At 71.9% G+C, this 26,299-nt stretch carries 19 protein-coding genes; 13 read left to right on the forward strand and 6 right to left on the reverse strand.

Features of this window, described 5'->3' with window-relative positions:
• Positions 1-3: 3 nt before the first annotated feature.
• The gene (locus tag ABH920_RS14205) at positions 4-936 is read right to left on the reverse strand and encodes an A/G-specific adenine glycosylase (RefSeq protein ID WP_370349409.1); all 933 of its coding nucleotides are present in this window, start codon (positions 934-936) and stop codon (positions 4-6) included.
• Between the two features lie 62 nt (positions 937-998).
• Here ABH920_RS14205 and ABH920_RS14210 point away from each other — a divergent pair, with 62 nt between their 5' ends.
• Positions 999-1,832 (forward strand): hypothetical protein, encoded by an 834-nt coding sequence (locus ABH920_RS14210; RefSeq protein ID WP_370349410.1) that lies wholly within the window; start codon positions 999-1,001, stop codon positions 1,830-1,832.
• A gap of 110 nt (positions 1,833-1,942) precedes the next feature.
• On the forward strand, positions 1,943-2,746 hold the full coding sequence (locus ABH920_RS14215) for an alpha/beta fold hydrolase (RefSeq protein ID WP_370349411.1): 804 nt from the start codon (positions 1,943-1,945) through the stop codon (positions 2,744-2,746).
• 64 nt (positions 2,747-2,810) lie between these two features.
• On the opposite strand, the gene disA is transcribed toward ABH920_RS14215, so the two are convergent.
• Together disA and radA are read right to left on the reverse strand one after the other, a co-directional pair.
• Positions 2,811-3,869 (reverse strand): DNA integrity scanning diadenylate cyclase DisA, encoded by a 1,059-nt coding sequence (gene disA, locus ABH920_RS14220; protein WP_370349509.1) that lies wholly within the window; start codon positions 3,867-3,869, stop codon positions 2,811-2,813.
• 150 nt (positions 3,870-4,019) lie between these two features.
• Complete coding sequence (radA, locus tag ABH920_RS14225; protein ID WP_370349412.1) at positions 4,020-5,426, reverse strand: DNA repair protein RadA; 1,407 nt, start codon at positions 5,424-5,426, stop codon at positions 4,020-4,022.
• Positions 5,427-5,598: 172 nt separating this feature from the next.
• On the opposite strand from radA, the gene ABH920_RS14230 reads away from it, so the two are divergent.
• Entirely contained in the window at positions 5,599-6,897 is a 1,299-nt protein-coding gene (locus tag ABH920_RS14230; RefSeq protein ID WP_370349413.1) for an RNA polymerase sigma factor, read from the forward strand.
• A gap of 169 nt (positions 6,898-7,066) precedes the next feature.
• Positions 7,067-10,135, forward strand: a complete 3,069-nt coding sequence (locus ABH920_RS14235) for a hypothetical protein (protein ID WP_370349414.1) — start codon at positions 7,067-7,069, stop codon at positions 10,133-10,135.
• Positions 10,136-10,226: 91 nt separating this feature from the next.
• Here the strand turns inward: ABH920_RS14235 and ABH920_RS14240 are convergent, their stop codons facing one another.
• Together ABH920_RS14240 and ABH920_RS14245 are read right to left on the reverse strand one after the other, a co-directional pair.
• Positions 10,227-11,750 (reverse strand): neuraminidase (sialidase), encoded by a 1,524-nt coding sequence (locus ABH920_RS14240; protein ID WP_370349415.1) that lies wholly within the window; start codon positions 11,748-11,750, stop codon positions 10,227-10,229.
• A 132-nt stretch (positions 11,751-11,882) separates the two neighbouring features.
• Complete coding sequence (locus tag ABH920_RS14245) at positions 11,883-12,626, reverse strand: hypothetical protein (protein ID WP_370349416.1); 744 nt, start codon at positions 12,624-12,626, stop codon at positions 11,883-11,885.
• Positions 12,627-12,685: 59 nt separating this feature from the next.
• Here ABH920_RS14245 and ABH920_RS14250 point away from each other — a divergent pair, with 59 nt between their 5' ends.
• From ABH920_RS14250 to ABH920_RS14290, 9 genes are all read left to right on the forward strand, one after another.
• Entirely contained in the window at positions 12,686-13,615 is a 930-nt protein-coding gene (locus ABH920_RS14250; RefSeq protein ID WP_370349417.1) for a Ppx/GppA family phosphatase, read from the forward strand.
• Between the two features lie 5 nt (positions 13,616-13,620).
• On the forward strand, positions 13,621-14,532 hold the full coding sequence (locus ABH920_RS14255) for a sugar phosphate isomerase/epimerase family protein (protein WP_370349418.1): 912 nt from the start codon (positions 13,621-13,623) through the stop codon (positions 14,530-14,532).
• Between the two features lie 23 nt (positions 14,533-14,555).
• Positions 14,556-15,320, forward strand: a complete 765-nt coding sequence (locus ABH920_RS14260) for a class I SAM-dependent methyltransferase (protein WP_370349419.1) — start codon at positions 14,556-14,558, stop codon at positions 15,318-15,320.
• Positions 15,321-15,507: 187 nt separating this feature from the next.
• Complete coding sequence (locus ABH920_RS14265; RefSeq protein ID WP_370349420.1) at positions 15,508-16,437, forward strand: proline dehydrogenase family protein; 930 nt, start codon at positions 15,508-15,510, stop codon at positions 16,435-16,437.
• A gap of 33 nt (positions 16,438-16,470) precedes the next feature.
• The gene (proC, locus tag ABH920_RS14270; protein ID WP_370349421.1) at positions 16,471-17,277 is read left to right on the forward strand and encodes a pyrroline-5-carboxylate reductase; all 807 of its coding nucleotides are present in this window, start codon (positions 16,471-16,473) and stop codon (positions 17,275-17,277) included.
• 54 nt (positions 17,278-17,331) lie between these two features.
• A complete protein-coding gene (locus ABH920_RS14275) occupies positions 17,332-17,853 on the forward strand; it encodes a SigE family RNA polymerase sigma factor (protein ID WP_370349422.1) in 522 nt (173 codons plus the stop codon).
• Positions 17,853-18,836, forward strand: a complete 984-nt coding sequence (locus ABH920_RS14280; RefSeq protein ID WP_370349423.1) for a hypothetical protein — start codon at positions 17,853-17,855, stop codon at positions 18,834-18,836. The genes ABH920_RS14275 and ABH920_RS14280 overlap by 1 nt, the downstream gene beginning before the upstream one ends.
• Positions 18,837-18,902: 66 nt before the next feature.
• Positions 18,903-20,384, forward strand: coding sequence for a CoA transferase (locus tag ABH920_RS14285; protein WP_370349424.1), 1,482 nt, complete (start codon positions 18,903-18,905; stop codon positions 20,382-20,384).
• A gap of 88 nt (positions 20,385-20,472) precedes the next feature.
• On the forward strand, positions 20,473-22,104 hold the full coding sequence (locus tag ABH920_RS14290) for a purple acid phosphatase family protein (protein WP_370349425.1): 1,632 nt from the start codon (positions 20,473-20,475) through the stop codon (positions 22,102-22,104).
• Positions 22,105-22,123: 19 nt separating this feature from the next.
• On the opposite strand, the gene ABH920_RS14295 is transcribed toward ABH920_RS14290, so the two are convergent.
• Positions 22,124-26,239, reverse strand: coding sequence for an NACHT domain-containing protein (locus ABH920_RS14295; RefSeq protein ID WP_370349426.1), 4,116 nt, complete (start codon positions 26,237-26,239; stop codon positions 22,124-22,126).
• Positions 26,240-26,299: the final 60 nt, after the last annotated feature.

A 26,299-nucleotide genomic window follows, 5' to 3' on the forward strand; every position in this document is an offset into this window, starting at 1 on the left:
AGCCTAATGCGCCAGCGCGAACATCTCCCCGTCCACCTCCGTCACCAGCCCGTCGCTCACCAGGCTCGCCAGCGCCCGCTCCCGCTGCGTCACGTCACGCGTCCACGCCGCCTCCAGCTCTTCGCGCGGCACCGGTCCGTGGGTGTCCCGGAGCACCGCCAGCAGCCGCCCGCGCGCCTGGCGGTCCGTGCCCTCGTACGTCTGGCCGCGGCGCGGCGGGCCGTCGTACGCGGGCCTGCCGTCCGCGACCCAGCGGCACAGGTCCGCGACCGGGCACGCCTCGCAGCGGGGCGCGCGTGCCGTGCACACCACCGCGCCGAGTTCCATGCTCGCGGCGGCCCACTGCGCGGCGTCGGGGGCGGCGGCCGGGAGCAGAGCGGTGGCGATGCGGCGGTCGGCCGGGGTGGTGGCGGGCGCCGGGAACTCCGTGCCGGTCACCACGCGGGCCAGGACCCGGCGCACGTTCGTGTCGAGCACGATGTGCCGCTTCTGGTACGCGAACGACGCGATCGCCCCCGCCGTGTACTCCCCGACGCCCGGCAGCGCCCACAGGTCCTCGTACGTGTCCGGCACGACGCCGTCGAAGGCCTCTTCGATGGCCGTGGCGGCCGCGTGGAGCCGCTGCGCGCGCCGCGGGTACCCCAGGCGCCCCCAGGCCCGCACGGCCTCGCCCACGGGCTCCGCGGCCAGCGCCGCCGGCGTCGGCCAGCGGGCGAGCCAGGCTTCGTAGACCGGCAGCACGCGGACCACCGGGGTCTGCTGGAGCATGAACTCGCTGACCATCACCGCCCACGCCGAGGCGTCCGGGCGGCGCCAGGGGAGGTCGCGGGCCTCGGCCCGGAACCAGTCGACGACCCGTTCGACCAGTTCAGCTCCTTGTTCGAAGGCTGCGAGGTCGGTGCGGTCGATGCTGCGCGTGGTCGTTCTTTCCGCCATCTGACGATCGTACGGCGAGGCGCGCCGCACACCGCGGCACCGGCCCCGTAGAGTGACCCCTCGTGGGTTCGCTTCGAAATCCCGTCGGATCTCTCGCGCCCGCCGTCTATTGGCGGCGGCGCGTTTTAGTTGTGCTGGCCGTCGTCGCGGTGTTGGCGCTGGTCCTCTACGCGTGCTCGGGGTCGGGCTCCAAGAAGAAGCAGTCCGCCGGGGACGGTACGGGCAGTCCGACCGCGTCGCAGTCCTCGGTCCCGACCGCGAGCGGTTCGCAGACCGCAGCCAGCGGCGGGGCGTCCGGCGGCCCGTCCTCGGCCAACGGGAGCGTGCCCTCCGGCAGCGCCGGCGGGGCCAGCGGCTCGGCTTCGGGGTCCGGCGGCACCAACGGCGGCAGCAACGGCGCCGCCGGCGGCGTCAACGGCGGCGCGAACAGCACCGGGGGAACCGGGGGAACCGGCGGCACGGGCGGCACCGGCGGCTCCACCAGCGGCCCCGGCTGCCAGCTCAGCCTGAGCCTGACCTCGCAGTCCCCGGCCTACGCCAACGGCGTGGACCCGCAGTTCACCGTCGCCGTGGTCAACAAGGGCACCGCCGACTGCGACGTCGACGTCAGCCCGAAGTCGCTGGTCCTGAACGTCTACTCCGGCCCGGACCACGTCTGGTCCTCGGCGGACTGCGCGACCGGCGGCAAGGACCTGCGCGGCATCGCCCCCGGCGGGGTCCAGACGATCACGTTCAGCTGGAACCGCACCCGCTCCTCCCAGGGCTGCACCGCCGGCAGCTCCTCGGCCAAGCTCGGCATGTACTTCGGCGTGGTGAGCCTGGGACCCGGCAGCGGCTCGAACGCCCCGGCCGCGCAGAGCCAGCCGAAGAGCTTCGAGCTGAAGACCGGCAGCTAACCAGCGAGTCCACGGCTCGCCGAGAAGAATTCGGCGAGCCGTGTAGAGAATGCGGGGTCGGCTCCGACAACCGGGTGACGCAACCAAGAGCTCACTCCCCAGGAGATGCCATGACCGAGCACATCACCTCCCGCGACGGCAGCACGCTGGCCGTGGACCGCGTCGGCGAGGGCCCCGCCGTGATCCTCGTCGGCGGCGCCTTCAACGACCGCAGCACGGTCGCCGGCCTGGCCGCCGAGCTGGCGTCGAACTACACCGTCCTCACCTACGACCGCCGTGGCCGCGCCGAGAGCACCGACAAGGCGCGCGAGGCCGGCGGGGACTTCGACCCCGCGAACGAGCTCGACGACCTCGCGGCCGTCCTCGAGCACGCCGGCGGGCACGCGCACCTGTTCGGCCATTCTTCCGGGGCGATCCTGGTCCTGGAAGGCGCGATGCGCGGCCTGCCGGCCGACTCGGTGGCCATCTACGAGTCGCCCTTCCGCGCCGACCCGGACCTGCCGCACCCACCGGCCGATCTGCTGGACCGGCTCACCGCGCTGGCCGAGAAGGGCGACCGGGACGGCGCCGCGAGCCTGTTCCTGGCCGAGGCCATCGGCCTGCCGCCGGAGATCGTGTCGGGCATGAAGCACGGCCCGGTGTGGGCCTTCTTCCTCGGCAACGCCCTGACGCTGCCTTACGACGTGGGCTTCTCCCGGCCCTCGGAGCTCGTCGACCGGGACCGGCTGGGCACGCTGACGATGCCGGTGCTGGCCGTCTACGGCGACCGGACGTCGCCCAACCTGGCGGCCGGCGCGAAGGTGGTGGCCGAGTCCGTGCCCGGCGCACGGCTGGCCGTGCTGCCCGGCGAGGACCACGGCGTGCTTCAGCACCCGCAGGCGCTGGCGCCGACGCTGATCGAGTTCTTCGGCTGAGCTGAGACCCGGAGGCCGGCCTTGAGAGGGTCAAGCGGCCAGGCGGAAGGCGCTCCCGCGGTCCCTACACGTACCGCTCAAGGATCGACGACTCCGCCAGCCGCGACAGCCCCTCGCGCACCGACCGGGCCCGGGTCTCCCCGACGCCCTCGACCCGCTGCAGGTCGTCGATCGACGCCGCGAGCAGCTTCTGCAGGCCGCCGAAGTGCTCCACCAGCCGGTCGATGACCGTGCCGGGCAGCCGCGGCACCTTGGCCAGCAGCCGGTACCCGCGCGGCGACACCGCCGACTCCAGCACCTCGACGCCGCCGCTGAAGCCCATCGCCTTGGCCGTCTGCAGCAGATCCAGCAGCGCCGTGCGGTCCAGGGCGCCCAATTCCTCCGAGACGTCGGCCACGCTGCGTGCCTTCTTGCCGGTGCGCTCGGGCAGGTAGTCGCGGGCGATCAGATCGCGGTCCGGGTCCACGCCGGCCATCAGCTCGTCGAGCTGGAGCGACAGCAGCCGGCCGTCCACACCCAGCTGCACCACGTAGCCGGCCACCTCGTCGGCGATGCGGGTCACCATCTCCAGCCGCTGCGCGACCGCCGCCACGTCGCGGACCGTCACCAGGTCCTCGATCTCCAGCGCCGACAGCGTGCCGGTGACCTCGTCCAGCCGCAGCTTGTAGCGCTCCAGCGTGGCCAGCGCCTGGTTCGCCTTGGACAGGATCGCGCCGGAGTCCTCCAGGACCACGCGCTGGCTGCCCAGGTAGAGCGCGATGATGCGCATCGACTGGGAGACCGACAGCACCGGGAAGCCGGTCTGCTTGGCGACGCGGTCGGCGGTGCGGTGCCGGGTGCCGGTCTCCGCGGTCGGGATCGCCGGGTCCGGGACCAGCTGCACCCCGGCCCGCACGATGCGGCTGCCGTCGGTGGAGACCACCACGGCGCCGTCCATCTTGCACAGCTCGCGCAGCCGCTGCGGGGAGAACTCGACGTCGAGCACGAAGCCGCCGGTGGCCATCTCGTCGACCAGCTTGTCGAAGCCGAAGACCACCAGGCCGCCGGTGTTGCCGCGCAGGATGCGCTCCAGACCGTCGCGCAGGACCGTGCCCGGCGCGACGCTCGACAGGATCGCCGACAGGGCGGCGCGTTCGGAGGCCTCACCTGTCACTGTGCGATTCCCATCCTGCTCTCGTGCTCCTCATTCGCGATGCCCAGCCCCCACGCGCCGCGCGATTCCGATCCTGATCTCCCCTGAGGGCGGGAATCAAACGGTCGTAGTGACTCAACCTTACCGGCGCGCGCCCGTCGCCACGGCGTGAAGCGCTGCCCGGACGTCGCCCACTTCGACGATCGACAGCCCCGCAAGGTTCCCTCCGTAGTCCTTGCCGTCCGGATCCGGCGGGACCAGCGCGGTCTTGAAGCCCAGCCGCGCGGCCTCGGTCAGCCGCCGCCGCACCCCGGTCACCGGCCGCACCTCGCCGGCCAGCCCCACCTCGCCGATCGCCACCACGCCCTCGCCGACCGGCTCGTTCACCGTCGCCGAGGCCAGGGCCAGCAGCAGCGCCAGGTCCGCGGCCGGCTCGGTGAGCCGCACGCCGCCGACGGTCGCGCTGTAGATCTCCGAGCTCGCCAGCCCGGCGATGCCGCCGCGCTGCTGGAGCACGGCCAGGATCATCGCCACCCGGTTGGTGTCCAGGCCCGAGGAGGCCCGGCGCGGGGTCGGCGCGCTGGTCTTGGTGACCAGCGCCTGCACCTCGGCGACCAGCGGCCGCCGGCCTTCCAGGGTGACGGTGACGCAGGTGCCCGGGACCGGGACCGGCCGCCGGGACAGGAACAGGCCCGAGGGGTCGGACAGGCCGCGGATGCCGGTGTCGTGCATCTCGAAGCAGCCGATCTCGTCGCTGGCGCCGTAGCGGTTCTTCACGGCCCGGATCAGGCGCAGCGAGGAGGCCCGGTCGCCCTCGAACTGCAGGACCACGTCGACCAGGTGCTCCAGGATGCGCGGGCCGGCGATGCTGCCGTCCTTGGTGACGTGCCCGACCAGCACGCACGCCATGTTGCGGTCCTTGGCGTCCCGGATCAGCGAGGCCGCCACCTCCCGGACCTGCGTCACGCCGCCGGGGGTGCCGTCCACCGCGGCCGAGGCGATGGTCTGCACCGAGTCCACGATCACCAGCCGCGGCTGCACCGCCTCGATCTGCCCGAGCACCGAGCCCAGGTCGGTCTCGGCGGCCAGGAACAGGTTCGGGTGCAGGGCCTTGATCCGGTCTGCGCGCAGCCGGACCTGGGCCGCCGACTCCTCGCCGGTGACCACCAGGGTGCGGGCCCCGGAGGAGGCGTACGCGGCGGCGGCCGCCAGCAGCAGCGTCGACTTGCCGATGCCGGGCTCGCCGGCCAGCAGCACGACGGCGCCGGGCACGACGCCGCCGCCCAGGACCCGGTCCAGCTCGCTGACCCCGGTCGGGACCGCGGCCGCGTCGTCCACCGCGACGTCGCCGATCGGCCGGGCCTTCTGGGTCGGCATGGTGGCGACGGTCTTCGGCGCGGACTTGGCCGCGCCCCGTTCCTCAACGCTGCCCCAGGTTTGGCACTCGCCGCAGCGGCCGACCCATTTCGCGTACTGTGTGCCGCACTCGGTGCACTGGTACGTGGCCGCCGGTTCGGCCTTCCGGGCGCGGGAGTTGGCGGTCGGCATGAGGCCACGGTAGCGGTCGGCGCCGACACCGGGCGGCCGACCATCCGCCGGCCATCCGCCGACGGGTATCGGTATAAACAGGGTGATTCCAGGATGACTTCGGCGGCAACCTCTGGTCGAATGCCCAGATCCACTGGCTAGTTGTCGCTCGAATGGCTTAACGTCTGAGGCCGTGACAGACCGGGAAATGGTGACGGCGCTGCGCGCGGGGGATCAGCTCGCCATCGGGCAGATCTACGACACATACGGCGCGCGCTTGTATGCATATTGTTACGACCTGCTCGCCGATCATGAGCTGGCCGCTGACGCGCTGCGTGACGCGTTCATCGTCGCCAACAACCGGATCCGCGAGCTGGCCAACCCCGACGAGCTCGGCGCCTGGCTCTACGCGCTGAGCCGGGCCGAGGCGCTGCGCCTGGGGGTCTCCGACGACATCCCCGCCGACGCCGCGCAGGGCACCCGCAACGACCGGTTCGCCCGGGCCGCGCTGGACGTCTACGCGATGCTGCCGCCGGAGACCCGGGAGATCCTCGACCTGGCCTTCCGGCACCGCATGGTGGACGGCGACCTGGCGCTGGTCATGGACATGTCCGAGGAGCAGATCGGGCAGGTCGTCCAGGACGCCCAGGACGACCTGGAGAACGGTCTGACCGCGGTGCTGGCCAACCGGGTCGGCGACCCGCGCTGCGCGGAGATCGCCGAGCTCGGCAAGCGCTTCGACCGGCTGGACGGCAAGGCCGTCGAGCCCTGGCTGGACGCGGTCTCCCGGCACGTGAAGACCGACCAGGCCTGCGCCGACCACATCGAGAACCGGCGGCCGCTGCGGCTGTTCGAGGAGCTGCCGCACGCCTTCGTGCCGCCGGGCGTGCGCGCCCGCGTGCTGGACACCCTGCGCGACCCGGCCGGTGCGGCGTTCTGCCAGCGCATCGCGGCCCGGGCCGGGGCCTTCGACGAGTCCGGGTTCCCGGCGGCCGGCGGCAAGACCGGCGTCGGCGGCGCCCGCAAGCTGCTGCCCATCGCGGGCATCGTACTGGTGGTGCTGGCGGTCGGCGGCGTGGCGGTGGCGATGGTCGGCGGCGGGGGCGGCAAGTCCGGCTCGGCCGGGACCGGGACCGGTGCCACGACGTCGACGACCTCCTCCTCGGCGTCCTCCGCGGACACCAGCGCGGCGTCCTCGGCGGGCTCCACCTCGGCGCCGACGCAACAGGCCACCGATTCCGCGACGGGCTCCTCGACCGACAACGGCGGCGCGCCGAGCGGCGGCGGGCAGACGGACACCGGCGGATCGACGCACCACACCTCGTCGACCTACCGGCGCACCACCCCGTCGTCGCACAGCTCCACGCCGAGCAAGAAGCCGACGACCACGACCGAGCCCACGACGCCCTCGACGTCGACGTCCCTTCCCACCGGTCCCGGCCTGCCGAGCAACACCGAATCGACGAGTTCTCCGACCAGCTCTTCCAGCTGATCGGCAGCCCCCCGCGCCGATCGGCGCACCGGATGACCGGGCGCGCGCAAGTCGCCCGGTCGAGTGATACCGACGTTTGGTCACGGCCCGGGTCGCAGAACCCCTCGAAGGTGGCAACCTGGGCCGATTCTCTGATCAGCGCACCGGCACATGTCTAACGTCGGCTGGTGTGAAAGACCACGACTCGAACGCCACGGATCCCCGCGATCCCGCGGACCCGGTGAACCGGGACAGCGTCTCCGACAGCTGGGGGCGCGCGGCGGCCTACGACGCCTACGCGGACGGTCTGCACACCTACGCCCTGGGCGGCCTGCGCCACCACGAGGCCGCGTCCTCGGCGGTGTACTGCGCCTTCGTCGCCGCCGACCACCATGTGGCGCACCTCGGGGACGCCGAGATGCTGCGCCCGTGGCTCTACGCGATCACCCGGCACTACTGCCGCGCCGGCAAGCTGCCGCGCCTGCGCCTGACGGCCTCCTCGGCGCCGGTCCCGGCCCCCAAGGACGCCGCGATGGCCGAGCTGGAGCGCACGCTGCTGGCGGCGGAGCTGGCCTCGCTGGACTGGCCGGACACCGACGGACTGAGTGCGGCGCACCGTGAGGTTCTTGAGCTTTCGGTCCGCCACGGGATGGAGAGCCGCGCGGTCGGGATGATGCTCGGCAAGCCCGCGGCGGAGTCGTTCGAGGTGCTGTCCGAGGCCTGGCACGAGCTGGAGCGCTCGCTGGCGGCGCTGGCCCTGCTGCGCACCTCGCGCTCGCACTGCCCGGACCTGGCGGCGCTGGCCGAGGGCTGGTCCGGCCGGCTCACGGCCCAGCGCCGGGAGCCGCTGGTCGCGCACGTGGACGCCTGCTCACGCTGCCAGTACCACCTGCACAAGGTCATCGGGGCCCCGCAGGCCCCGTCGATCCTGCCGCACGTCCCGGCGCCGCAGGAGCTGCGCGACCGGGTCCTCGGCGACCTGCTGGACAGCAGCCCGGAGAAGGCGGCCGAGAAGACCGCGATCGCCGGCCGGCTCACCCGGTTCGACCGGTCCGGGTTCCCGGCGATAGCGACGATGCGGCTGCCCGCGCTGCCCCAGCAGCAGCAGCAGCTGCAGCCGCACCCGCGCTCCGCCGCGCCGATGCCGGTGGAGCGCCGCCAGCGGCGCCTCGGCGCGCTGCTGGCCGGCCGCGTGTCGTCGGCCGCCGCGGAGGCGGTGGCGGGCGAGGTGGCCTCGGCCCCCGAGCGATTACGCACCCCGGTGTCGGCGTCCGTGGACGCGAAGACACCGGCGAACACGATGAACGAGGGAAGTGGTTTCGATGATTCTGCTCTGAGCGCCATGAGCACGGGAGGCGACCGGCGCCGGTGGCTGCGCCGGGCGGCGGAGGCCTCGGCGGAGCCCGACGAGGGCCCGATCGCGCCGCGCCGGGGACTGGCGGCGCCGGCCGAGCCGCAGCGACGGGGCGGTGCTGCGGACGGCGACCCGCTCGGAGGACTGGTGACAGCTCTGCCGCGCGATGAGAGCAGGCGCGGCGCGGGATCGCACGCCGAGGAGTCGTTCACCGCGAATTCCTCGACCGAAGTCCTCGCGGCGCTGCGCTCCGAAGACCGGTCCGACGACCTTGCTGAAGACCGTGCCGAAGACCCTGCTGAGAACCGCGGCGAAGACCGGGGGGCCCTGCGTCCCGAAGACCTCGACGCGTCCTTCGGTCCGCGCCGCTCTTCCTCTCTCGAGGACACCCTGATCACGGCCGGCGTCTTCGAGGACGTCCGCCCGGCCCGCCCCGTGCCCTCCCGCGGCCCGGTCCCGCGCAACTCCGTGGCCGCCGCCGTCGAGGGCCGGCGGCGGGGCGTCGAGGACGTGCGGCGCGGCGCCGCGCCGGTCGGCGACGCCTATGAGGCCGCGGCAAGCGTGGCGGCCGCGATGGCCGCCGGGAACGCCGGTGCGCAGGTGCCACCGATCGCACCGGCCGCGTCGGTCGCCTCGGCCGCGTCGGTCGGGCAGGCCGCATCGGTCGGGCAGGCCGCGCCGACCGCGCCGGTCGGGGTCATGCCGACCTCCGTCATGCCGCTGGGCATGGTGCCCGGTCGGCGGGTGCCGCGGGACAGGGACCGGGACCGAGACAGAGACCGGGACGCCACGCGGGTCTTCGCGCGCCCCGTCGGCACCTCGCCGGAGCAGCGCAGGCGGAAGTCCGGCGTGAAGTCCGCGATCGCCAGCTCCGCCGTGCTCAGCGGCGTCGGCGCGGCCGGGGTGACGGCGTTCGTGCTCTTCGTGCCGTCCTCGCCGAGCGGCAACAAGACGCTGTTCACGCCGCCGGACACCGGGGGCAACGCCTCGCAGACGCCGGACTACCCGCGCCCCAGCTCCACCTCGGACGCCGCCGGGCCCGCGCTGCCGGTCGCCGGCAAGGTGCACTCCGCCGGGCTTCCCGGCGGCGACACCGTGACCGCGCAGGTGGTCGCGGCGGTGCTGCCGACGACGCCCTCCTCCTCGGCGCCCAGCACGGTCGGCGCCAGCCTGCCGTTCAACGGCCCGGTGAACCCGCTGCCGTCGCAGAGCGGCGACTCCCCGTCGCAGGACCCGAGCGGGGACGGAGAGCTGCACATCAGCGTGACGCAGCGCTCGAACGACCCGAGCGACGTCGTCGTCACCCTCTGGAACTCCGGCACCTCGCCGGTCAGCTGGACCGCGAGCCCCGACGAGCCCTGGCTCAGCCTCAGCGCCACCTCCGGCATGGTCGCCGGCGGTGGCCAGACCTCGATCCACGTCCTGGTGGACTCCGCGGCCGAGCCCGGCGGCGCGTGGACCGCGCACGTGCGCTTCGACCCGAGCGGCCAGATGGTCTCGATCAACGGCGTCGGCGGCTCCGGCGGCGGTCCGAGCAGCACGCCGAGCACGTCCCCGTCCAGCGGCCCCACGACGCCGTCCTCGCCGTCCTCACCGCCGTCCTCGTCGCCGAGCGGCACGCCCTCGGGCACGCCGACCAGCCCGGTCAGCACCCCGAGCACGCCGCACAGCTCGCCGTCGAGCGTGAGCGGCAGCGGGGCGTCGAGCGGCAGCGCGAGCAGTCCGGGTAGCCCGGGTAGCCCGAGCAGCCCGGGCAGCCCGAGCTCGTCGGGCGGCGGGCCGTCGCGCGGCCCCAGCTCGCCGAGTACGCCGGGGTCCTCGGGCTCCTCGGCCTCTTCGAGTTCTCCGGCGTCTTCAAGCGCCCCGAGCTCTGGGCCCGGCAAACCCACCAAGCGCCGTCACTGACGACGGCCCCAAGCCGCTCCGGCCCCCGCCGTGCCGGAGCCACGGAAGGCGCTCGACGTGTCCCAGCCCGTCGGGCGCCTTCCGCTGTCCGCTACCGATTCAGCGACCGCACCGCGTGCGACGGCAGCACGGTACGTGCCGTGGCCGTCGCGCCGCTGTTCCCGGCTGCGGAGAACGGTCCGACGAACACCCCGCTGTACACGTCGGTGGCGTGCTGAGGCGCGTTCAACGAAGCCACGAACACGTTCTGCTCCCCGAGCGGACCGGCCGCCGCCATGCCCTCGTAGTCCCCGAGCATGTACCCGCCGGCGTTCGGCGCCAGCAGCCAGTCGAAGGCCGGGGTCAGCTGCCGCTCGGTGGCCAGCCGCGGATCGCCGAACGGCAGGACCTTCAGGAACCGCGCGGTCGGCAGCGTCGTGGTGTCGCCGGCCGGCAGGTAGCGCAGGTCGTAGTACGACAGGCTGACCGTCCCCAGCGCGTCCACCGAGACCACCGGGGTGAAGGCCGGCACGCCGGGCCTGCTCACCAGGGTCGGCGCCGACCACGTCCGGCCGTCGTCCCCGGAGGACACCAACTCGACCTGGTCGTATTTGCCGGCGCTGAAGTCCGAGCCCTCATACGTCATCCAGATCCGGCCGGTCACCGGGTTCACCGCGACGGCCTCCAGGCCGCCGCCGGCCCGCAGACCCTTGTTCGGGTCGTTCGGGTCCACCTCGGCCACCGAGGAGTCGGTGGCCACCGGCGTCGGCGCGGACCATGTGGCGCCCTCGTCGGTGGAGGTGGCCATGGAGTACGTCGAGCCGATCGGGGTGTTCCCGGTCGCGTCGGTGTACTCGGTCATGTTGAAGAAGTCGTGGAGCGTGCCGTTCGGCTCCTCGACCACGATGTTGCCGATGGTCTGGGTGAACGGCGCGACCGCCGCGGTGTCGACCAGCTTCGCCGGGGCCGACCAGGTCTTGCCGTGGTCGTGGGTGACGGAGATCATCGCCGGTCCGGTGAAGCTGTTGTTGGAATTGTCCAGCCGGTCCCACACCTGGTATGCGACGCCGGGATGCAGCTGGTCGGCGGTGACGGAGTTCTTGTCGTCACCGAAGTCCGGGTCGTTGTCGGCGATGACCGGCTGCGCGTACTTCCACGTCGCGCCGCCGTCGAAGGAGGTCGCGGCGCCGACGCCGGAGCGCGGCGTGTTCTCGTCGAACTGCAGGGCGCTGCTGTAGGCGACGCCGTCCGGACCGAAGCTGACCCACAGGTCGGAGATCCGGTGGTAGTCGTTGGCCCCGGAGCACTGGCCGAACGGCAGCGTGCCCTCGGTGTAGTGCCGGCCGTCGGAGGTCCAGGCGTAGCCGCCGGAGTGCGAGCCGCCGTCGCTCCAGCGGTCCTGCTGCCAGGTGACGATCGCGCGCCGGGGCTGGCGCGGGTCGACGGCGACGAAGGGCTCGGTGGTGCTGTTCGGATACAGGGTGCCGGAGGCCGCGCCCGCGGTACAGGCCGCCACCGGGTTCGTCGGGGAGACCCGTTGTACCGGGCCGGGGCTGGCGCTCGCGAAGGACGCTGAGGTGGCCAGGGCGGTCAACAGCGCCGTTGCCGCGACCGCCGTTTTGTGGGCTCTGCGCATGGTGCGCAAACTAGGGCAGGCAGTGGGGTGTGGCAATGCTTTGATTCGTGGAGAACCCGTGAGAAAACCACCGGAATCCAGCCCCTGGGGCGGACTCCGGTGGTTCGGTCGTGCGGGTCGGGTCGGGTCGGATCAGGCCGGGTCGGCGGGGTGCGGGGCGACCAGGACCCGGGCGGCGTCCCGGGCCTCGCACATCCCCACCAGCACCTCGTAGGCCTTCTCGCCCATCATCTCGGTCAGCTCCGGGCCGTAGGACACGTAGACGGGCTCGCGCCCCACGTGCGCCTCGGTCGCCCCGGTGCACCACCAGTTCAGGTCGTGGCCGCCGCCGCCCCAGCCGCGCCGGTCGTACTCGCCGATCGAGACGACGAGCACCTCGGTGCCGTCCGGCCGCTCGACGCGGTCGTACGACCGGCGCACTGGCAGCTGCCAGCAGACGTCCGGCTTGGTGGTCAGCGGATGCACGTCCTCGCGCAGCGCCAGCGCGTGCAGCGCGCAGCCCTCGCCGCCGGCGAAGCCGGGACGGTTCAGGAAGACGCAGGCCCCCTCGACGACCCGCGTCTGCTTGTCGCCGTCCTCATCCTTCTGAGTGATTCCGAGTTCCTGACCCACCGAGCGGAACTGCCAGGTCTCGTCGGTGAGCCGCTCGGCGGCCTTCTCGACGCGCTTTCTGTCGGCTTTGTCCGAGTAGTGCGCACCGAGGGTGCAGCAGCCGTCGGAGGCCCGGCCGGGGCGGATGCCGCCGCAGCCCGCGCCCCAGATGCAGGTCCAGCGCGAGCACAGCCAGGTCAGGTCGGCCCGGTAGAGCTGGGCGGCGTTGTCGGGGTCGGTGAACTCCACCCATTCGCGGGGGAAGTCGAGCGGTACTTCAGGCACCGGGCAAGCCTATGCGGTCGGCGCGCTTGGCCGTGGGAGGCCGGGTAACGTATCGCGATATGCGCCTTGGAGTGTTGGACGTCGGATCGAACACGGTCCACTTGCTGTTGCTGGACGCGCACGCCGGTGCCCACCCGATCCCGGCGTTCTCGCACAAGGTCGAGCTGCACCTTTCCCAGCTCACGGACGAGCAGGGGGCCATCGTCCCCAGCGGTATCGAGCGCCTTTGCTACGTCGTCGCGAACGCGCTGCGCATCGCCGAGGACAAGGGCTCCGAGGAGATGCTCGCCTTCGCGACCTCCGCGGTGCGCGAGGCCGCCAACGGCGACGAGGTGCTGGCCAAGGTCCGCGAGGAGACCGGGGTCAAGCTGGAGGTGCTGCCCGGCCCGGACGAGGCGAAGCTGACCTTCCTGGCCGTGCGCCGCTGGTTCGGCTGGTCCGCCGGCCGGCTGCTGGTGCTGGACATCGGCGGCGGCTCGCTGGAGATCGCGGTCGGCCTGGACGAGCTGCCGGACGTGATGGAGTCCCTGCCGCTGGGCGCCTCGCGGCTGACCCACGACCGCCTCAAGGGCGACCCGCCCGGCCCGGAGCAGATCCGGGAGCTGCGCCGGTACGTGCGGCACGAGATCGCCAAGGGGGTCTCCCGGGTGGCCCGGGCCGGCCGTCCGGACCGGGTGGTGATCACCTCCAAGACTTTCCGGCAGCTGGCCCGGATCGCCGGGGCCGCGCCCTCGGCGCAGGGCCTGTACGCCCCGCGCTCGCTGCGCGCCCGGGACCTGACCGAGTGGGTGCCGCGGCTGTCGCAGATGTCGACCGCCCAGCGCGCCGGGCTCCCCGGGGTCTCCACCGGCCGGGCCGAGCAGCTGCTGGCCGGCGCCGTGGTCGCCGACGCCGCGTTCGACCTGTTCAACGTGGAGGTCGCCGACCTGTGCCCGTGGGCGCTGCGCGAAGGCGTGATCCTTCGGCGGCTGGACACCCTTGTAAGCTGAGCGGCGTGACCTTCGTGACCGACCGCGCCGGGACGACGGAGCAGGTCACCACACCGAAAGTGGGCCTGTCGACGTCCTCGGTCTACCCCGAGCCCACCCGCTACGCCTTCGACGTGGCCAACCGGCTCGGCTACGACGGCGTGGAGGTCATGGTCTCGATCGACCCGGCGAGCCAGCACCCGGACAAGATCCTGGAGTACGTCGACGAGTACCAGGTCCCGGTGCTGTCGATCCACGCCCCGACGCTGTTCTGGCTGAACCTGAAGCGGGTCTGGGGCTCGGACCCGTGGGAGAAGCTGAAGAAGTCCCGCGAGGCCGCCGAGCGGGTCGGCGCCAAGGTCGTCGTGGTGCACCCGCCGTTCCGCTGGCAGCAGCCCTACGCCGAGGAGTTCGCCGAGGGCATCAGGCAGCTGAATCAGGAGTCGGAGGTCCGCTTCGCGGTGGAGAACATGTACCCCTGGCGCGCCTCCACCCCCGACATCTTCGGGCGCCTGCCGCGCATCAAGCTGCCGCGCGTGGAACGCGAGGGCGAGGCGTACTTCCCGGGCTGGGACCCCACCGAGACCGGCTACGAGCACTATGTCCTGGACCTGTCGCACACCGCGACCGCCCGCAACGACGCCCTGGCGATGTACGAGCGCATGGGCGACAAGCTGGTCCACCTGCACCTCGCCGACGGCTCCGGGCAGAACAAGGACGAGCACCTGGTCCCCGGCCGCGGCACCCAGCCCTGCCAGGAGATCCTGGAGCGCATCGCCCGGCGCGGCCTGGCCGGCGCCGTCATCCTCGAGGTGAGCACCCGGCGCGCGGAGAGCGACCTCCAGCGCGAGGAGGACCTGCGTGACTCCCTGGTCTTCGCCCGCCGCGCGCTGGCCCGGGTGAGGGAAGAGCCGCGCGCCTTGCCGGTCTCGGAGTAGCACAAGCACACAGGGGAGATGCGTTGGCCGAGTCATCGAAGTTCGACACCCTGGCGTCCGCGTACGCCAAGTCCCGCCCGACCTATCCCGACGCGCTCTTCGACGCGCTGCAGGAGCTCTCCGGGCACGCGCTGTCCGGCGCCCGGGTCGCCGACGTGGGCGCCGGGACCGGGATCTCCTCCCGGCAACTGCACGAGCGCGGCGCGGCGGTGACCGCGGTCGAGCTCTCCGAGCCGATGCTGCGCCAGCTGGTCTCGCAGTCCCCGGGGGTCGGCGCGGTGATGGGCAGCGCCAACGCCCTGCCGCTGCGCGCGGCCTCGGTCGACTTCGTGACCTTCGCCCAGGCCTGGCACTGGGTGGACCCGGAGCTGGCGGTCCCGGAGGTCATCAGGGTCCTGAAGCCGGGCGGCGCGCTGGCCTGCTTCTGGAACATGCCGTTGGCCGACGCGCCCTGGCGGCTGGGCTACAACGACCGGATCAGGGAGCTGATCGGCGGCGAGCCCGACTACGGCAACGACAGCACGGCCCTGGACCAGGAGCCGCGGATCGAGCTCGGAGGCCGGTTCGCCGGCCTGCCGGTGCACGTGGTCGAGACGCCGTGGTCCCGGACGGTGCCGCTGGAGCACCGGATCACCAACGTCATGTCGCGGTCGTACGTCAGCGACGTGGAGCCGGAGCGGCTGGCCGCGTTCCTGGACCGGGAACGGGCGTTCCTGCTGAGCCACTTCCCGGACGGGATGGTCGTCGAGGAGTACTCGGCGTGGCTCGGGGTGGTGCGGCGGCCTTAGGCGGCCGCCGGCTGGTACCGCGCGGGCTCGGGGAAGGCCTCGGGGCGGGCACGGGGCAGGCTCGGCGCGGCCTCGCGGCGCCTTGAGCGGCCCCGGGTACCCCGCGCGGCTCACCGGCCCGGCCCCGTCCCCGAAGTAGTCCTAGGCTTGCCCCACTGGGCTCCACACTCCTCGAGGAGGCACCGCGGTGTTGCGTCGGACCTTGCTGGCGGCGGCGGGCAGTGATCGCACCCGCGCCCTGGTCGAGCGCTCGCCGGGCTCGCGCCAGGTGGTGAAGCGCTACGTCGCCGGTCCCGCCACCGACGACGCGGTGGCCGTGGCCGACGCGCTGATCGAGGACGGCCTGCTGGCCACGATGGACCATCTGGGCGAGGACACCACCGACGCCAACCAGGCGATTCTGGTCAAGGAGGCGTACCTGCTGCTGCTGGAGCGGCTGGCGGCGGCCGGGCTGACCCCGCACGCCGAGGTGTCGGTGAAACTCTCGGCCATCGGCCAGTCGCTGAGCAACGACGGCGAGAAGATAGCCCTCGAACACGCGCACGCCATCTGCGAGGGCGCGCAGCGGGCCGGCACCACGGTGACCTTCGACGCCGAGGACCACACCACCACCGACTCGACCCTGAAGATAGTCTCCGAGCTGCGGCGGGACTATCCGTGGGCGGGCCTGTGCCTGCAGGCCTACCTGCGGCGCACCGAGGCGGACTGCAAGGACTTCGCGACCACGGGATCCCGCGTCCGGCTGTGCAAGGGCGCCTACCGCGAGCCGGAGTCGGTCGCCTACCAGGACACGCAGGAAGTCGACCTGTCCTTCGTCCGCTGCATGCGCACCCTGATGGCCGGCGAGGGCTACCCGATGCTGGCCACCCACGACCCGCGCCTGATCGAGATAGGCGGCGCGCTGGCCGTCCGCAACGGCCGCGGCATCGGCAGCTACGAGTTCCAGATGCTCTTCGGCGTCCGGCCGCACGAGCAGAAGCGCCTGGCCTCCGCCGGCGAACGCATGCGGGTGTACGTGCCGTACGGGAGCGAGTGGTACGGCTACCTCATGCGACGATTGGCGGAGCGCCCCGCGAACCTCGGCTTCTTCGCCCGGTCGCTGCTCTCGAAAGACTGAGCCTTTGTGGCGGATGTGAGGAGACCGGACCCCATGACCCAGCGCGTCGCCGTCCTCGGCACCGGAAAGATCGGCGAGGCTCTGGTCTCCGGCCTCCTGCGGGCCGGCAAACGGCCCGGCGAGGTGCTGGTGACGGCCCGGCGCCCGGAGCGCGGGGCGGCCCTGCACGCCACGTACGGCGTCGAGGTGGTGAGCAACGCCGAGGCGGCCGCGAAGGCCGACACCCTCATCCTGATGGTCAAGCCGCAGGACATGGCCGCGCTGCTGGAGGAACTGGCCCCGCACGTCCCGGCCGGCCGGCTGGTGATCACCGGCGCCGCCGGCATCACCACCCACTTCATCGCCTCGCGGCTGGCCGAGGGCATCCCGGTGGTCCGCGTCATGACCAACACCCCGGTCCTGGTCGACGAGGCCATGTCCGCGATCTCGGCCGGCGCGCACGCCACCGAGGAGCACCTGGTCCGCACCGAGGAGATCTTCTCCCCGGTCGGCAAGACGATCCGGGTCCCGGAGGCCCAGCAGGACGCGGTGACGGCGCTGTCCGGCTCCGGTCCGGCGTACTTCTACTACCTGGTCGAGGCCATGACCGACGCCGGCATCCTGCTCGGCCTGCCGCGGGCCGCCGCGCACGACCTGATCGTGCAGGCCGCGATCGGCGCCGCGGTCATGCTGCGGGACTCCGGCGAGCACCCGGTGAAGCTCCGCGAGGCGGTCACCTCCCCGGCCGGCACCACCATCTCCGCCATCCGCACCATGGAGGACCACGGAGTGCGCGCGGCGATGATCGCCGCGCTGGAGGCCGCCCGGGACCGGTCGCGGGAACTCGCCTCCGGGCAGTGATGCAGCGCCGGGGGTGAGTCGTTCCGTCCTACCTTCTGAAGGGGAGGACGGACGATGCGAGATTCCGCTGAAGCGGAGTACAAGCGATACGTCACGGCGCGTTCCCACGCGCTGTGGCACACCGCGTTCCTGATGTGCGGCGACGCGCATCAGGCCGAGGACGTGGTGCAGACCGCTTTGCTGAAGCTGTACGTGGCCTGGCACCGGGTCGAGCGCGCCGAGAACCGCGACGCGTACGTGCGCCGCGTCCTGGTGCGCTGCGTCATCGACGAGAAGCGCCGCGGATGGCGGCGCGAGCGCGTGGTGGCGACGGTGCCGGAATCGGCGGCTGATGACGGTCCGGACATAGGGGAGCGGGACGCCGCTCTTCGAGCCTTGGCGCTTCTGGCGCCGCGCCAACGAGCCACATTGGTCCTCCGGTTCTGGGAGGACCTTTCCGTCGAGCAGACCGCTGAGTTGCTCGGGTGTTCACCCGGCACCGTCCGTTCGCAGACCGCGCGAGGGTTGGCCACCCTGCGCGGGATCCTCCTCGACCAGCAGGCGACGGCCTCCGGCCGCGTGGAGAAGGAGCGGTGATGGCAGGGTTCGATGATCGAGACGACTTCGGGGCCGAGGGGTACGAGGCCGAGGGGTACGGGGTCGGGGAGTACAGGGTCGGGGGGTACGGGGCCGGGCCGGTCGGCGATGCCGATGGGAACGGTGCCACCGAGAGCGGGGCCGACGAGAGCGGGGCCGAGGCCCGCGAGGTGTTCGCGCGTACCGTGACCGGTGCCGGGGACCGGCCGCGGCTGGGTTTCACGGCCGAGGACCTGGTGCTCGGCGGGCGTCGGCGGGTCCGGCGTCGGCGGGTGGGCGCGGCTTTGGCGGGTACCGCCTCGGTCGCGGCGGTGGCCGTGGCCGCGACGGCGATCGGCGTCGGCCGCGCGGCGTCACCCGCCTCGGACTCGAGTCCCGCGGCGCGGGACGCGAAACTCGCGAACGCGGCCATCGGCAAGATCTACGACGAACTCGACCCCCGGGGGAACCACCTCAATGCCGGCGGCAACAAGCGCGATGTGGACTATTTCCTGCAGTCCGGTGGCGGCCAGTGCGACGTCACGGCACACGTCCTGGACGCCTACGGCTTCGAGGAAGCCTGGACCGCGGACGGCAAGGGCGTCGGCCCGCGCAACGGCAGCGACACGTCGCCGTGGGTGCACGTCACGGTACTCATAGCGGCGTCCAGCGGACAGGTCGGGCAGTTCCTGCCGGGCGCGGGCTGGGGGCCGGTCTTCAAGGAGACGATGGCCGACGACGGTTCCGTGGTCCAGATGGCCTCGGCCGCCGGAGGGCACGAGGTGAAGGCGGTCCGGACGTTCACCGACCAGCGTCAGGTCATCGTGATGGCCGAAGACGAATCGGTCGTGACGCCTCCCGCCGGGGCGCCGGCGGCCAAGCCGACGGAACCGTTCCCCTTCACCGCGGACAAGCTCGGCGCAGTCGTCGCCGGACTGTCGCAGCCGCTGCCCTTCGCCGACGGCTATCGGCCCCCGGGGCCGTGCGGCGCGGGAGGCCGGTGATTCCGTGACGCATCTGACAGCGGCTCGCGAGGGCGTGGTGCGTGGGCCGTGGCTACTGTGCTGAGCATGGATGATCTCGGTCTGCCATCGGTGTTCCGGGTGGGGGAGTTCGCGGCGTGGGCGGTGTCCGCCGCGCACACGCAGGCGGCGGCGTTCTTCGCGACGCGCAACGGCCTGCCGGCGGCGCCGCAGGTGCGGGTCGGCGTGCGGGAGGCGGCCATCGCCTTTCGGAGCGAGCGGTATCTGCGCGTGGACGGCGAGGCCGCGTTCGAGTGGGCCCCGCTGTCGGGGGACTACGAGGCGGCCGACGGCTGGGTGCGGCTGCACTGCAACTTCGAGCACCACGCCGAGATCGCGTGCCGGGTCCTCGGCGTCCCGCAGGAGCGCGCGGCGGTCGAGGCCGCGGTCCGCCGACGCGGGCGCTTCGAGCTGGAGGACGCGATCGCCGACGCCGGCGGGGTCGCGGCGGCGATGCGGACGCGGGCGGAGTGGGTGGCGCATCCGCAGAGTGCGGCGGTGGGCGGGCGGCCGGTGGTCGCGATGGGGGCTTTGGCCGGGGGCGGGGTTTTCGGTGGGCAGGCGGGGCGGTCCGGGGGCGGGGGTCGTGCTGGTGCCGGTGTTGGTGCGGAGAGCGGGGCGGAGGCGGTTGGTGACTCAGCGGCTGGATCAGCTGCGCGGCTGGCTGACGAATCGTTTGGCGGTTCGGCTGGCGAGCCGGCTCCCGGCTGGGGCGCTGGTTCGGTTGGCAGGCTGGTTGGTGAGCGAGCTGCCGGCTTGGCTGCCGGCTCCGCCACCCGGCCGCTGTCCGGTATCCGCGTCCTCGACCTGACCCGGATCATCGCCGGTCCGAACGCCGGGCGCGTGCTGGCCGGCTACGGCGCCGACGTCACCATGGTCCGTTCGCCCCTGCTGCCCACCATCCGCGGCCTCGACCTGGATCTCAACGTCGGCAAGGCGTTGCGGTTCCTCGACCTGCGCAGCGACGCGGGCCGGGAGGCGTTCCTCGACCTCGTCCGCGAGGCCGACATCGTGCTGCAGTCCTATCGGCCCGGTGCACTGGCGGGGCTCGGCCTGGGTCCGGCCGACCTGGCCGCCGTCAAGCCGAACCTGGTCCACGTCTCGATCTCCGCCTACGGTCCCGACGGTCCGTGGGGCGGCCGGCGCGGCTTCGACTCGCTGGTGCAGATGGCGGTCGGGATCGCGGAGGAGGGGATGCGCGCGGCGGGTTCCGAGCGTCCCGTGCCGCTGCCCGCGCAGGTGCTGGACCACGGCGCCGGCTGGCTCGCGGCCGCCGGGGCGATCGAGGCGCTGCGGCGCGGCGGCGGGCTGGCGGTCGAGGTGAGCCTGGCCGGGGTGGGGCACGCGCTGGACGCGTTCGGCCGCCTCGATCCGGCGGTCGGACTGGCGGTCGCCGACCCGACGCTGTCAGACGTCGACGATCTTCTGCTGCGCGGTCCGAGCGCTGCCGGGACCCTGACGCGGGTGCGTTTCCCCGGCAGCGTGGCGGGTGCGACGCTCGGCTGGGCGGGGCCGCCGCCGCACGCGTGATCGCACAGTACGCCTTCAGATCAAACTTCGTCCGGTGCTCACCGCGTGTTCACCCAGCGGGGTCAGGCCTCTGGCTAGCGTCCCCGGCATGACCGATCGGATGCCCGTCGACCGTCGTACCGCTCTGCTCGCCGCCGGCACCGCCGGCGTCGCGCTCGCCGCCACGCCGCTGGTGGCCTCGCCGGCCGCCGCCGCGGAGGCCCCGTCCGCCCCGGCCCCCGCACCGTCCGCCCCGGCTTCGTCCGCCCCGGCCCAGGCCGCGTCGCCGCTCCTGCTCACGACCCCCGGCGCGCTCGGCGCCCCGCCGGTCGACGGCCTGCACCTGACCTTCGGCGCGGACCCGGCGCGCGAGATGTACGCGTCCTGGACCACCACCGCCTCGGTGCGCCGGCCGCGCGTGCGCTTCGGCACCGTCGACGGCGGCCACGGCGACACCGTCCAGGCCGAGACCCGCACCTACACCGACGGCGCCTCCGGCCGCGAGGTGTACGTCCACCACGCGCACATCAGCGGCCTGCGTCCAGACTCGACCTACATCTACAGCGCCATGCACGACGGCGTCCTGCCGGACTCGGCCGCCTTCCGCACCGCGCCGTCCGGCCGCAAGCCCTTCACCTTCACCAGCTTCGGCGACCAGGCCACCCCCGGCACGACCTGGGCCCCGGCCACCGGCGGCGGCTTCACCTCGGTCCCGGCCACCATCGCCACCCCGGCGGCGTCCGACATCGTGGCCGGCGTCGAGCAGGTCGCGCCGCTGTTCCACCTCCTCAACGGCGACCTGTGCTACGCCAACATCAACCCGGACCGCCTGCGCACCTGGGACTCGTTCTTCCAGAACAACACCCGCTCGGCCCGCTTCCGCCCCTGGATGCCGGCCGCCGGCAACCACGAGAACGAGAAGGGCAACGGCCCGCTGGGCTACTCGTCCTTCCAGACCCGCTTCGCCCTCCCGCCCAACGGCGAGGACGCCGAGTTCGCAGGCCTCTGGTACGCCTTCACCGTCGGCGCGGTCCGCTTCGTGGTCCTCCAGAACGACGACGTGGCGCTCCAGGACGGCGGCGACACCTACGTCAGCGGCTACAGCGCCGGCCGCCAGCGCGCCTGGCTGGAGCGCACCCTGAAGGCCGCCCGCCGCAGCCAGGGCATCGACTGGATCGTGGTCTGCATGCACCAGGTGATGATCTCCAGCTCCGACGCCAACGGCGCCGACATCGGCATCCGCGAACAGTGGGGCCCGCTGTTCGACAAGTACGAGGTCGACCTGGTCGTCTGCGGCCACGAGCACGACTACGAGCGCTCCCACCCCGTCCGCGGCGTGGTGTCCGGCAGCCAGACCCTGACCCCCAACCCGGTGGCGACCGACACCAGCCACATCGACACGTCGAAGGGCACCGTCCACATGGTCCTCGGCGGCGGCGGCACCTCCAGCCCCAGCAACCAGAAGTTCTTCGCGGGCAGCAAGGCAAAGGTCCTGATGGGCGTCGGAGCCGTAGGCGCAAGCGGAAAGAAGACGCCGACCTACGTCTTCGAGGACGCACCCTGGATCGGCGTCCGCGACGAGCAGCACCCGTACGGCTTCGCCGCCTTCGACGTGGACCCGGGCACCTGCGCCGGCGGCGAGACACGGATCCACGTGACGTACTACGTGGTGGGGCAGCCGGACGGGAAGATCGCCCCGCTGGAGACGTTCACGTTGAGCCGGAAGCGGAGCGACGGCTGAGCGATGGCTTGAGGCGGAGCTAACGCACGATCAGCTCGATGTCGGGGCGGGCCTGGAAGGGACTCAGGTCCGCCCACGGCATGTGAAGCAGTTCGAGCTTCCTGAGCTGGGGGAGCGTCGCGAGGACCGACAGGTCCGAGTCCGGCATCGAACGCAGGACGAGGCGGCGGAGCCTCGGCAAGACGGTGAGTTCGGCCAGCTGGACCCGGGTTTCGCTCAGTTCCAACTGCTCGAGGTTGGGCACGGCGTCGAGCGGCACGTAGGCCATGCGATGCAACCGCAGCCTGCGTAGCTCGGGCAGGACTTGGAGGGCGTGAAAATCCAAGTCCGGTACGGTCATGAGGTTGAGAAAGGCCAGAGCGGGCCACGCAGCGAAATCCTCGACGCGCACTCCGGCGACCCCGTTGAGGCCAAGGCATTCGATGGTGGGAACAGAGGCGAATGCCGACAGGCCGCAGGCCGGTAGCGTCTCCACGTTGAGACCGCGAAGAGTCGGCAACGTCGCGAGGGTTTCGGGCGACACCTCCGAGAAGTCTCCGTAGAGGGTGAGCTCGGCATCCTGCGGCAGCCATTCCGGCCGGGGAATCAACCTTGTATCGAGCAGCAGACTCTTTAGAGCCTTTAGACGACTCAGTCCGGGCCGATCAAAGTGCTTCACGCGGTAGACGAACAGGTCCCTGAGATTCGGCAAACGGGTGAGAGGTTCGATGTCGATGGAGTAGGTGTCGGCGATCTCGATGCTGGTGAGCGCCGAGAAGGCAGCCAGACCTCGGAGGTCGACGTCCTCCGCCATGCCGAGAACCAGGCTGGCGATCCGATCGCCGTTCACAAGCTTGGCCAAGGGGGGTTCGATCGCCTTCCAGAGTTCCAGCCGTTGGAGCTGTGGGATCTCTGGGAGCCGGTCCAGCGTTCGGCCCGACATTCGATGAAGGTCGAGCTGTCGCAGGCGCGACATCAAGGGCAGCTCGGCGAGAACGCGGTGGGATGGGCGGTTCAGACTGAGCTTTGAGACCGCCAGCGCGTCGAGGTCGATCACGGTGGCGTTTTCCGAGCCTCGCAGGTTCAGATGGTCCAGATGAGGCATGGCGGTCAGCGGCGCGGCGTCGACTTCTTGCAGGCCTCGCAACGCCAACGTGGTGACCTCGGAAAGCTGGACGCAGGAGCCTGCGCGCCGGTGCTGGCTGCGAGTCACGAGCGTGTTCAGTCTGGGGAACGCCCTGTCCGTGTCGTCGTGGAACTCGTCGACCTCGAGCCGGAAGACCTGAGGGAGCGGTTCGCGTGCGGTGAAACGGGAAGCCCCGAGTGTCACGCTGGTCAAAGTGGCAAGGCCCGCCAACGGAGTCAGGTCGACCGGTTCGGCTGATTCCACCGTCAGGGTGTGAAGGGTGGGTACGGCGCTGAGCGCCGTCAGGTCCACTTTCGGCATGTCTGTCATGGCCAGAGAGGTCAGTTTCGGCAGTGCCGCCAGCGGTCTCAGATCCGGGTCTGTGGCATGTGCCAGACGCACCGTTGTGACGTCGCCGAAGCGTTCGATGCCCTGCAGCATCGAGGACTCCGGGTGTCCGAGGTCCAGCATTCGCAGGTTGGGGTAGTCAGGCAGAGCTTTGATATGGGTTCGGCCGGCTGCGACCGAGACGAGGGCGACGGCGGTCGGTGGACCAGCGACGTGTTCGGCGATTCTGAGCCGCTCCATCCCGGGGAGCCCGTCCACCAGAGGCAGGAGATCGTCGCTGTTGATCAAGACTGTCACGTCGCTGAAATCCCCGTGGGCCAGCACCTCGTCGCGGAAGGCGCGCGGGTCCTGCGTCTGATGCCAGGCCGAGATCAGCTCGGGTCCGATCCGGTTGCCGTAGCGCTCGGCGAGGGATCGCAGAATCCGCATCCCCACATCTCCGCCGCCGCCCATCAGGGAGATCGCCTCCACCGTCGCCACCGCCTCGGCGACTGTGGGCTTACGGGTCCGCCCCACATCGGCGAGCAGGTCGAGAGTGAACTCCCCGGCGGCTGCCAGCACCTGCGCTTCGCGGCTGCTCCGCGGAGGCAGCAGGGCCCGGGTCTTCGTCTGGACCAGCTTCACCCATTTCGGGTCGACCATGCCGGCGTCGGCGAGGCATGCCGCTGCCAGCAGGTACAGCTGCCGCGACTGCTTGGCGTCCCGTTTCGCGCGCTCAACGAGGCGTTCCAGCAACTCGTTCTGACGGTCGCGGTCGTTCTGGACCTGGCTGACCGCCATCACCGCGACGTCCTGGTACATCGCGTCGTGGGCGTTCTCGATCAGGTGTGGGAGGTAGGCCTTCTGGAACACGCTCTTGGCCGCCAGGAAGTCCTGGAAGCTCGGGTGCACGAACTCCAGCAATTCCATCGTGGGTTCCTGCAACATGCCGGAGCGCACGACGAGGTGCCGCAGCAAGCCCTCGGCATCCGGCTTCCATCTTGTCGGTGCGTCTTGTATCTGAAGCCGCGGCAGCACGTCGGCGACCAGTCGCAGGGCATCCAGGCGTGGAATACTCCGTTGTTTGTTGACCAACATCCACAGCGCGATCTCGGTCAGGAAGGGCTCGATCTGCTCCCTTGTCAGTGTTACGGGGAAGGTCTGGATCCGCTGTTGTGTGTCCCGCTTTTCCAGCAGCATCGCGCACGCACGCTCGTACAGGGCAGTGCGGTTCCGCGGCAGAGCCCGGTTGTCCGCGTGATACAAGGCGCACACCATCGCGCACAGCAGCGGCGTGGTCGTGATGTGTGCCAGGTCGCGACGCCAGCGGACGGTGTGTTTCAGGGAATCCGCGTACTCCCGCAACTCCTCCGTGTCGGTGTGGGGCCGTCCGACGGCGGCTTCGTGCCAGCGGTCGATGAACGTCGACACCTGGAGTGCCGACATCGGATTGATGGTCGCCCTGGTGAAACCGAGCGTCGTGACCAGACGGCGGCGGCCGGGTTCGTTCAGGCCCGCGGGGCGTGTCGTCACCACGAAACAGGCGTGGGGGTACGCGGTCACCAGATCCGCGAGCCATTGAAGGGCCTCGGCGCGAAGCTGTTCGGGGATCTCGTCGATGCCGTCGAGCAGCACCGCGGCCCGGCCGGTGGCGAGAAGGTCCATCTCCCAGCCGGGCAGCCGGCCGGCGTACGCCGGGGCCAGCCTGGCGACGAAGTCGAGGGGGCGCGGCAGCTCCAGCCGCTGGCCGCCGGCGAACTCGCGCAGCCGGATCAGGAAGGGAAGCGGGGCGTGGTCGGGCGTCTTCAGCCATGTGAGCGTCAACCACTGCGCCAGCGTCGACTTGCCCGAGCCGGCCGGACCTTCCAACAGGACCCGGCGCCGCTCGGTGGCCAGGGTGTCCATCCGGTTCCAACTGACGTGCTCCGACGCCTGGTCGGGGTCGCCGGTCCGGTCCGGACCCTCGGTGGCTTCGACGGGGTCGGTGGCCTGGATGGTCAGATCGACGAAGCCGGTCATCAGGTCGTACGCCTGATCGTCCTCGTGCAGGTCCAACCCGATCAGCCGGATCTTGTGCGATTTCTCGCGCACCAGCCGGGCGTAGCCGGCCAGCAGCTCGGCCTCCTCTTCGGGCCGGTGCCTGCGTGCACTCTGCTTCAACAGCTCCAAGCCGGCCGCCGCGCCGAAGGTCTCCCGGGTCGTGAAGAACTCGACGATGTGCTCGCACACCACGCCGACCAGTTCGTCCAGCACCGGGCGCCAGACGTCGCCGACGGCTGGCGTGGCCGACGGCAGCGCCGCCCGCATCCGGTCGGCCAACACCTCCGGCTCGCCGTGCGCCTCCAGCACGGCGGCCATGTCGACGCGGGCGTGGGACAGCGTCGACATCAGGATCCCGACGGCGGTCACCAGCGAGTCGATGTCGGCGGCCGGGATTTCCAGCCGCCGCGGCGCGGACTTGCCCGGACGCGTGAACTGCTGCCCCGAAACCCGCTCCAGGATCTTGCGAGCGAACCGCTCCGCGTCTTCCGCCCCGATCGTCTGCTTCCGACGCTCCCGGCCCGGAATCCGGCTGGTGCGCAGCGGTTTGTCGACCGAGCCGGCGCCGGGGGCGGGGCCGGTCAGTGCCGCCTTGCCGAGCGCGCTCGCGGCCTTGTGCAGGCCGTTCTTGAGCACGGCGATCTCAGCGCCGGTGAACACCATGAAGCCCCCCAAGCCGTCGGCCCGAATGTTTCAGGCTACTGACTCGGAGGGCTCGTATGG

This window comes from Catenulispora sp. EB89, assembly GCF_041261445.1.
Lineage (GTDB): Bacteria > Actinomycetota > Actinomycetes > Streptomycetales > Catenulisporaceae > Catenulispora.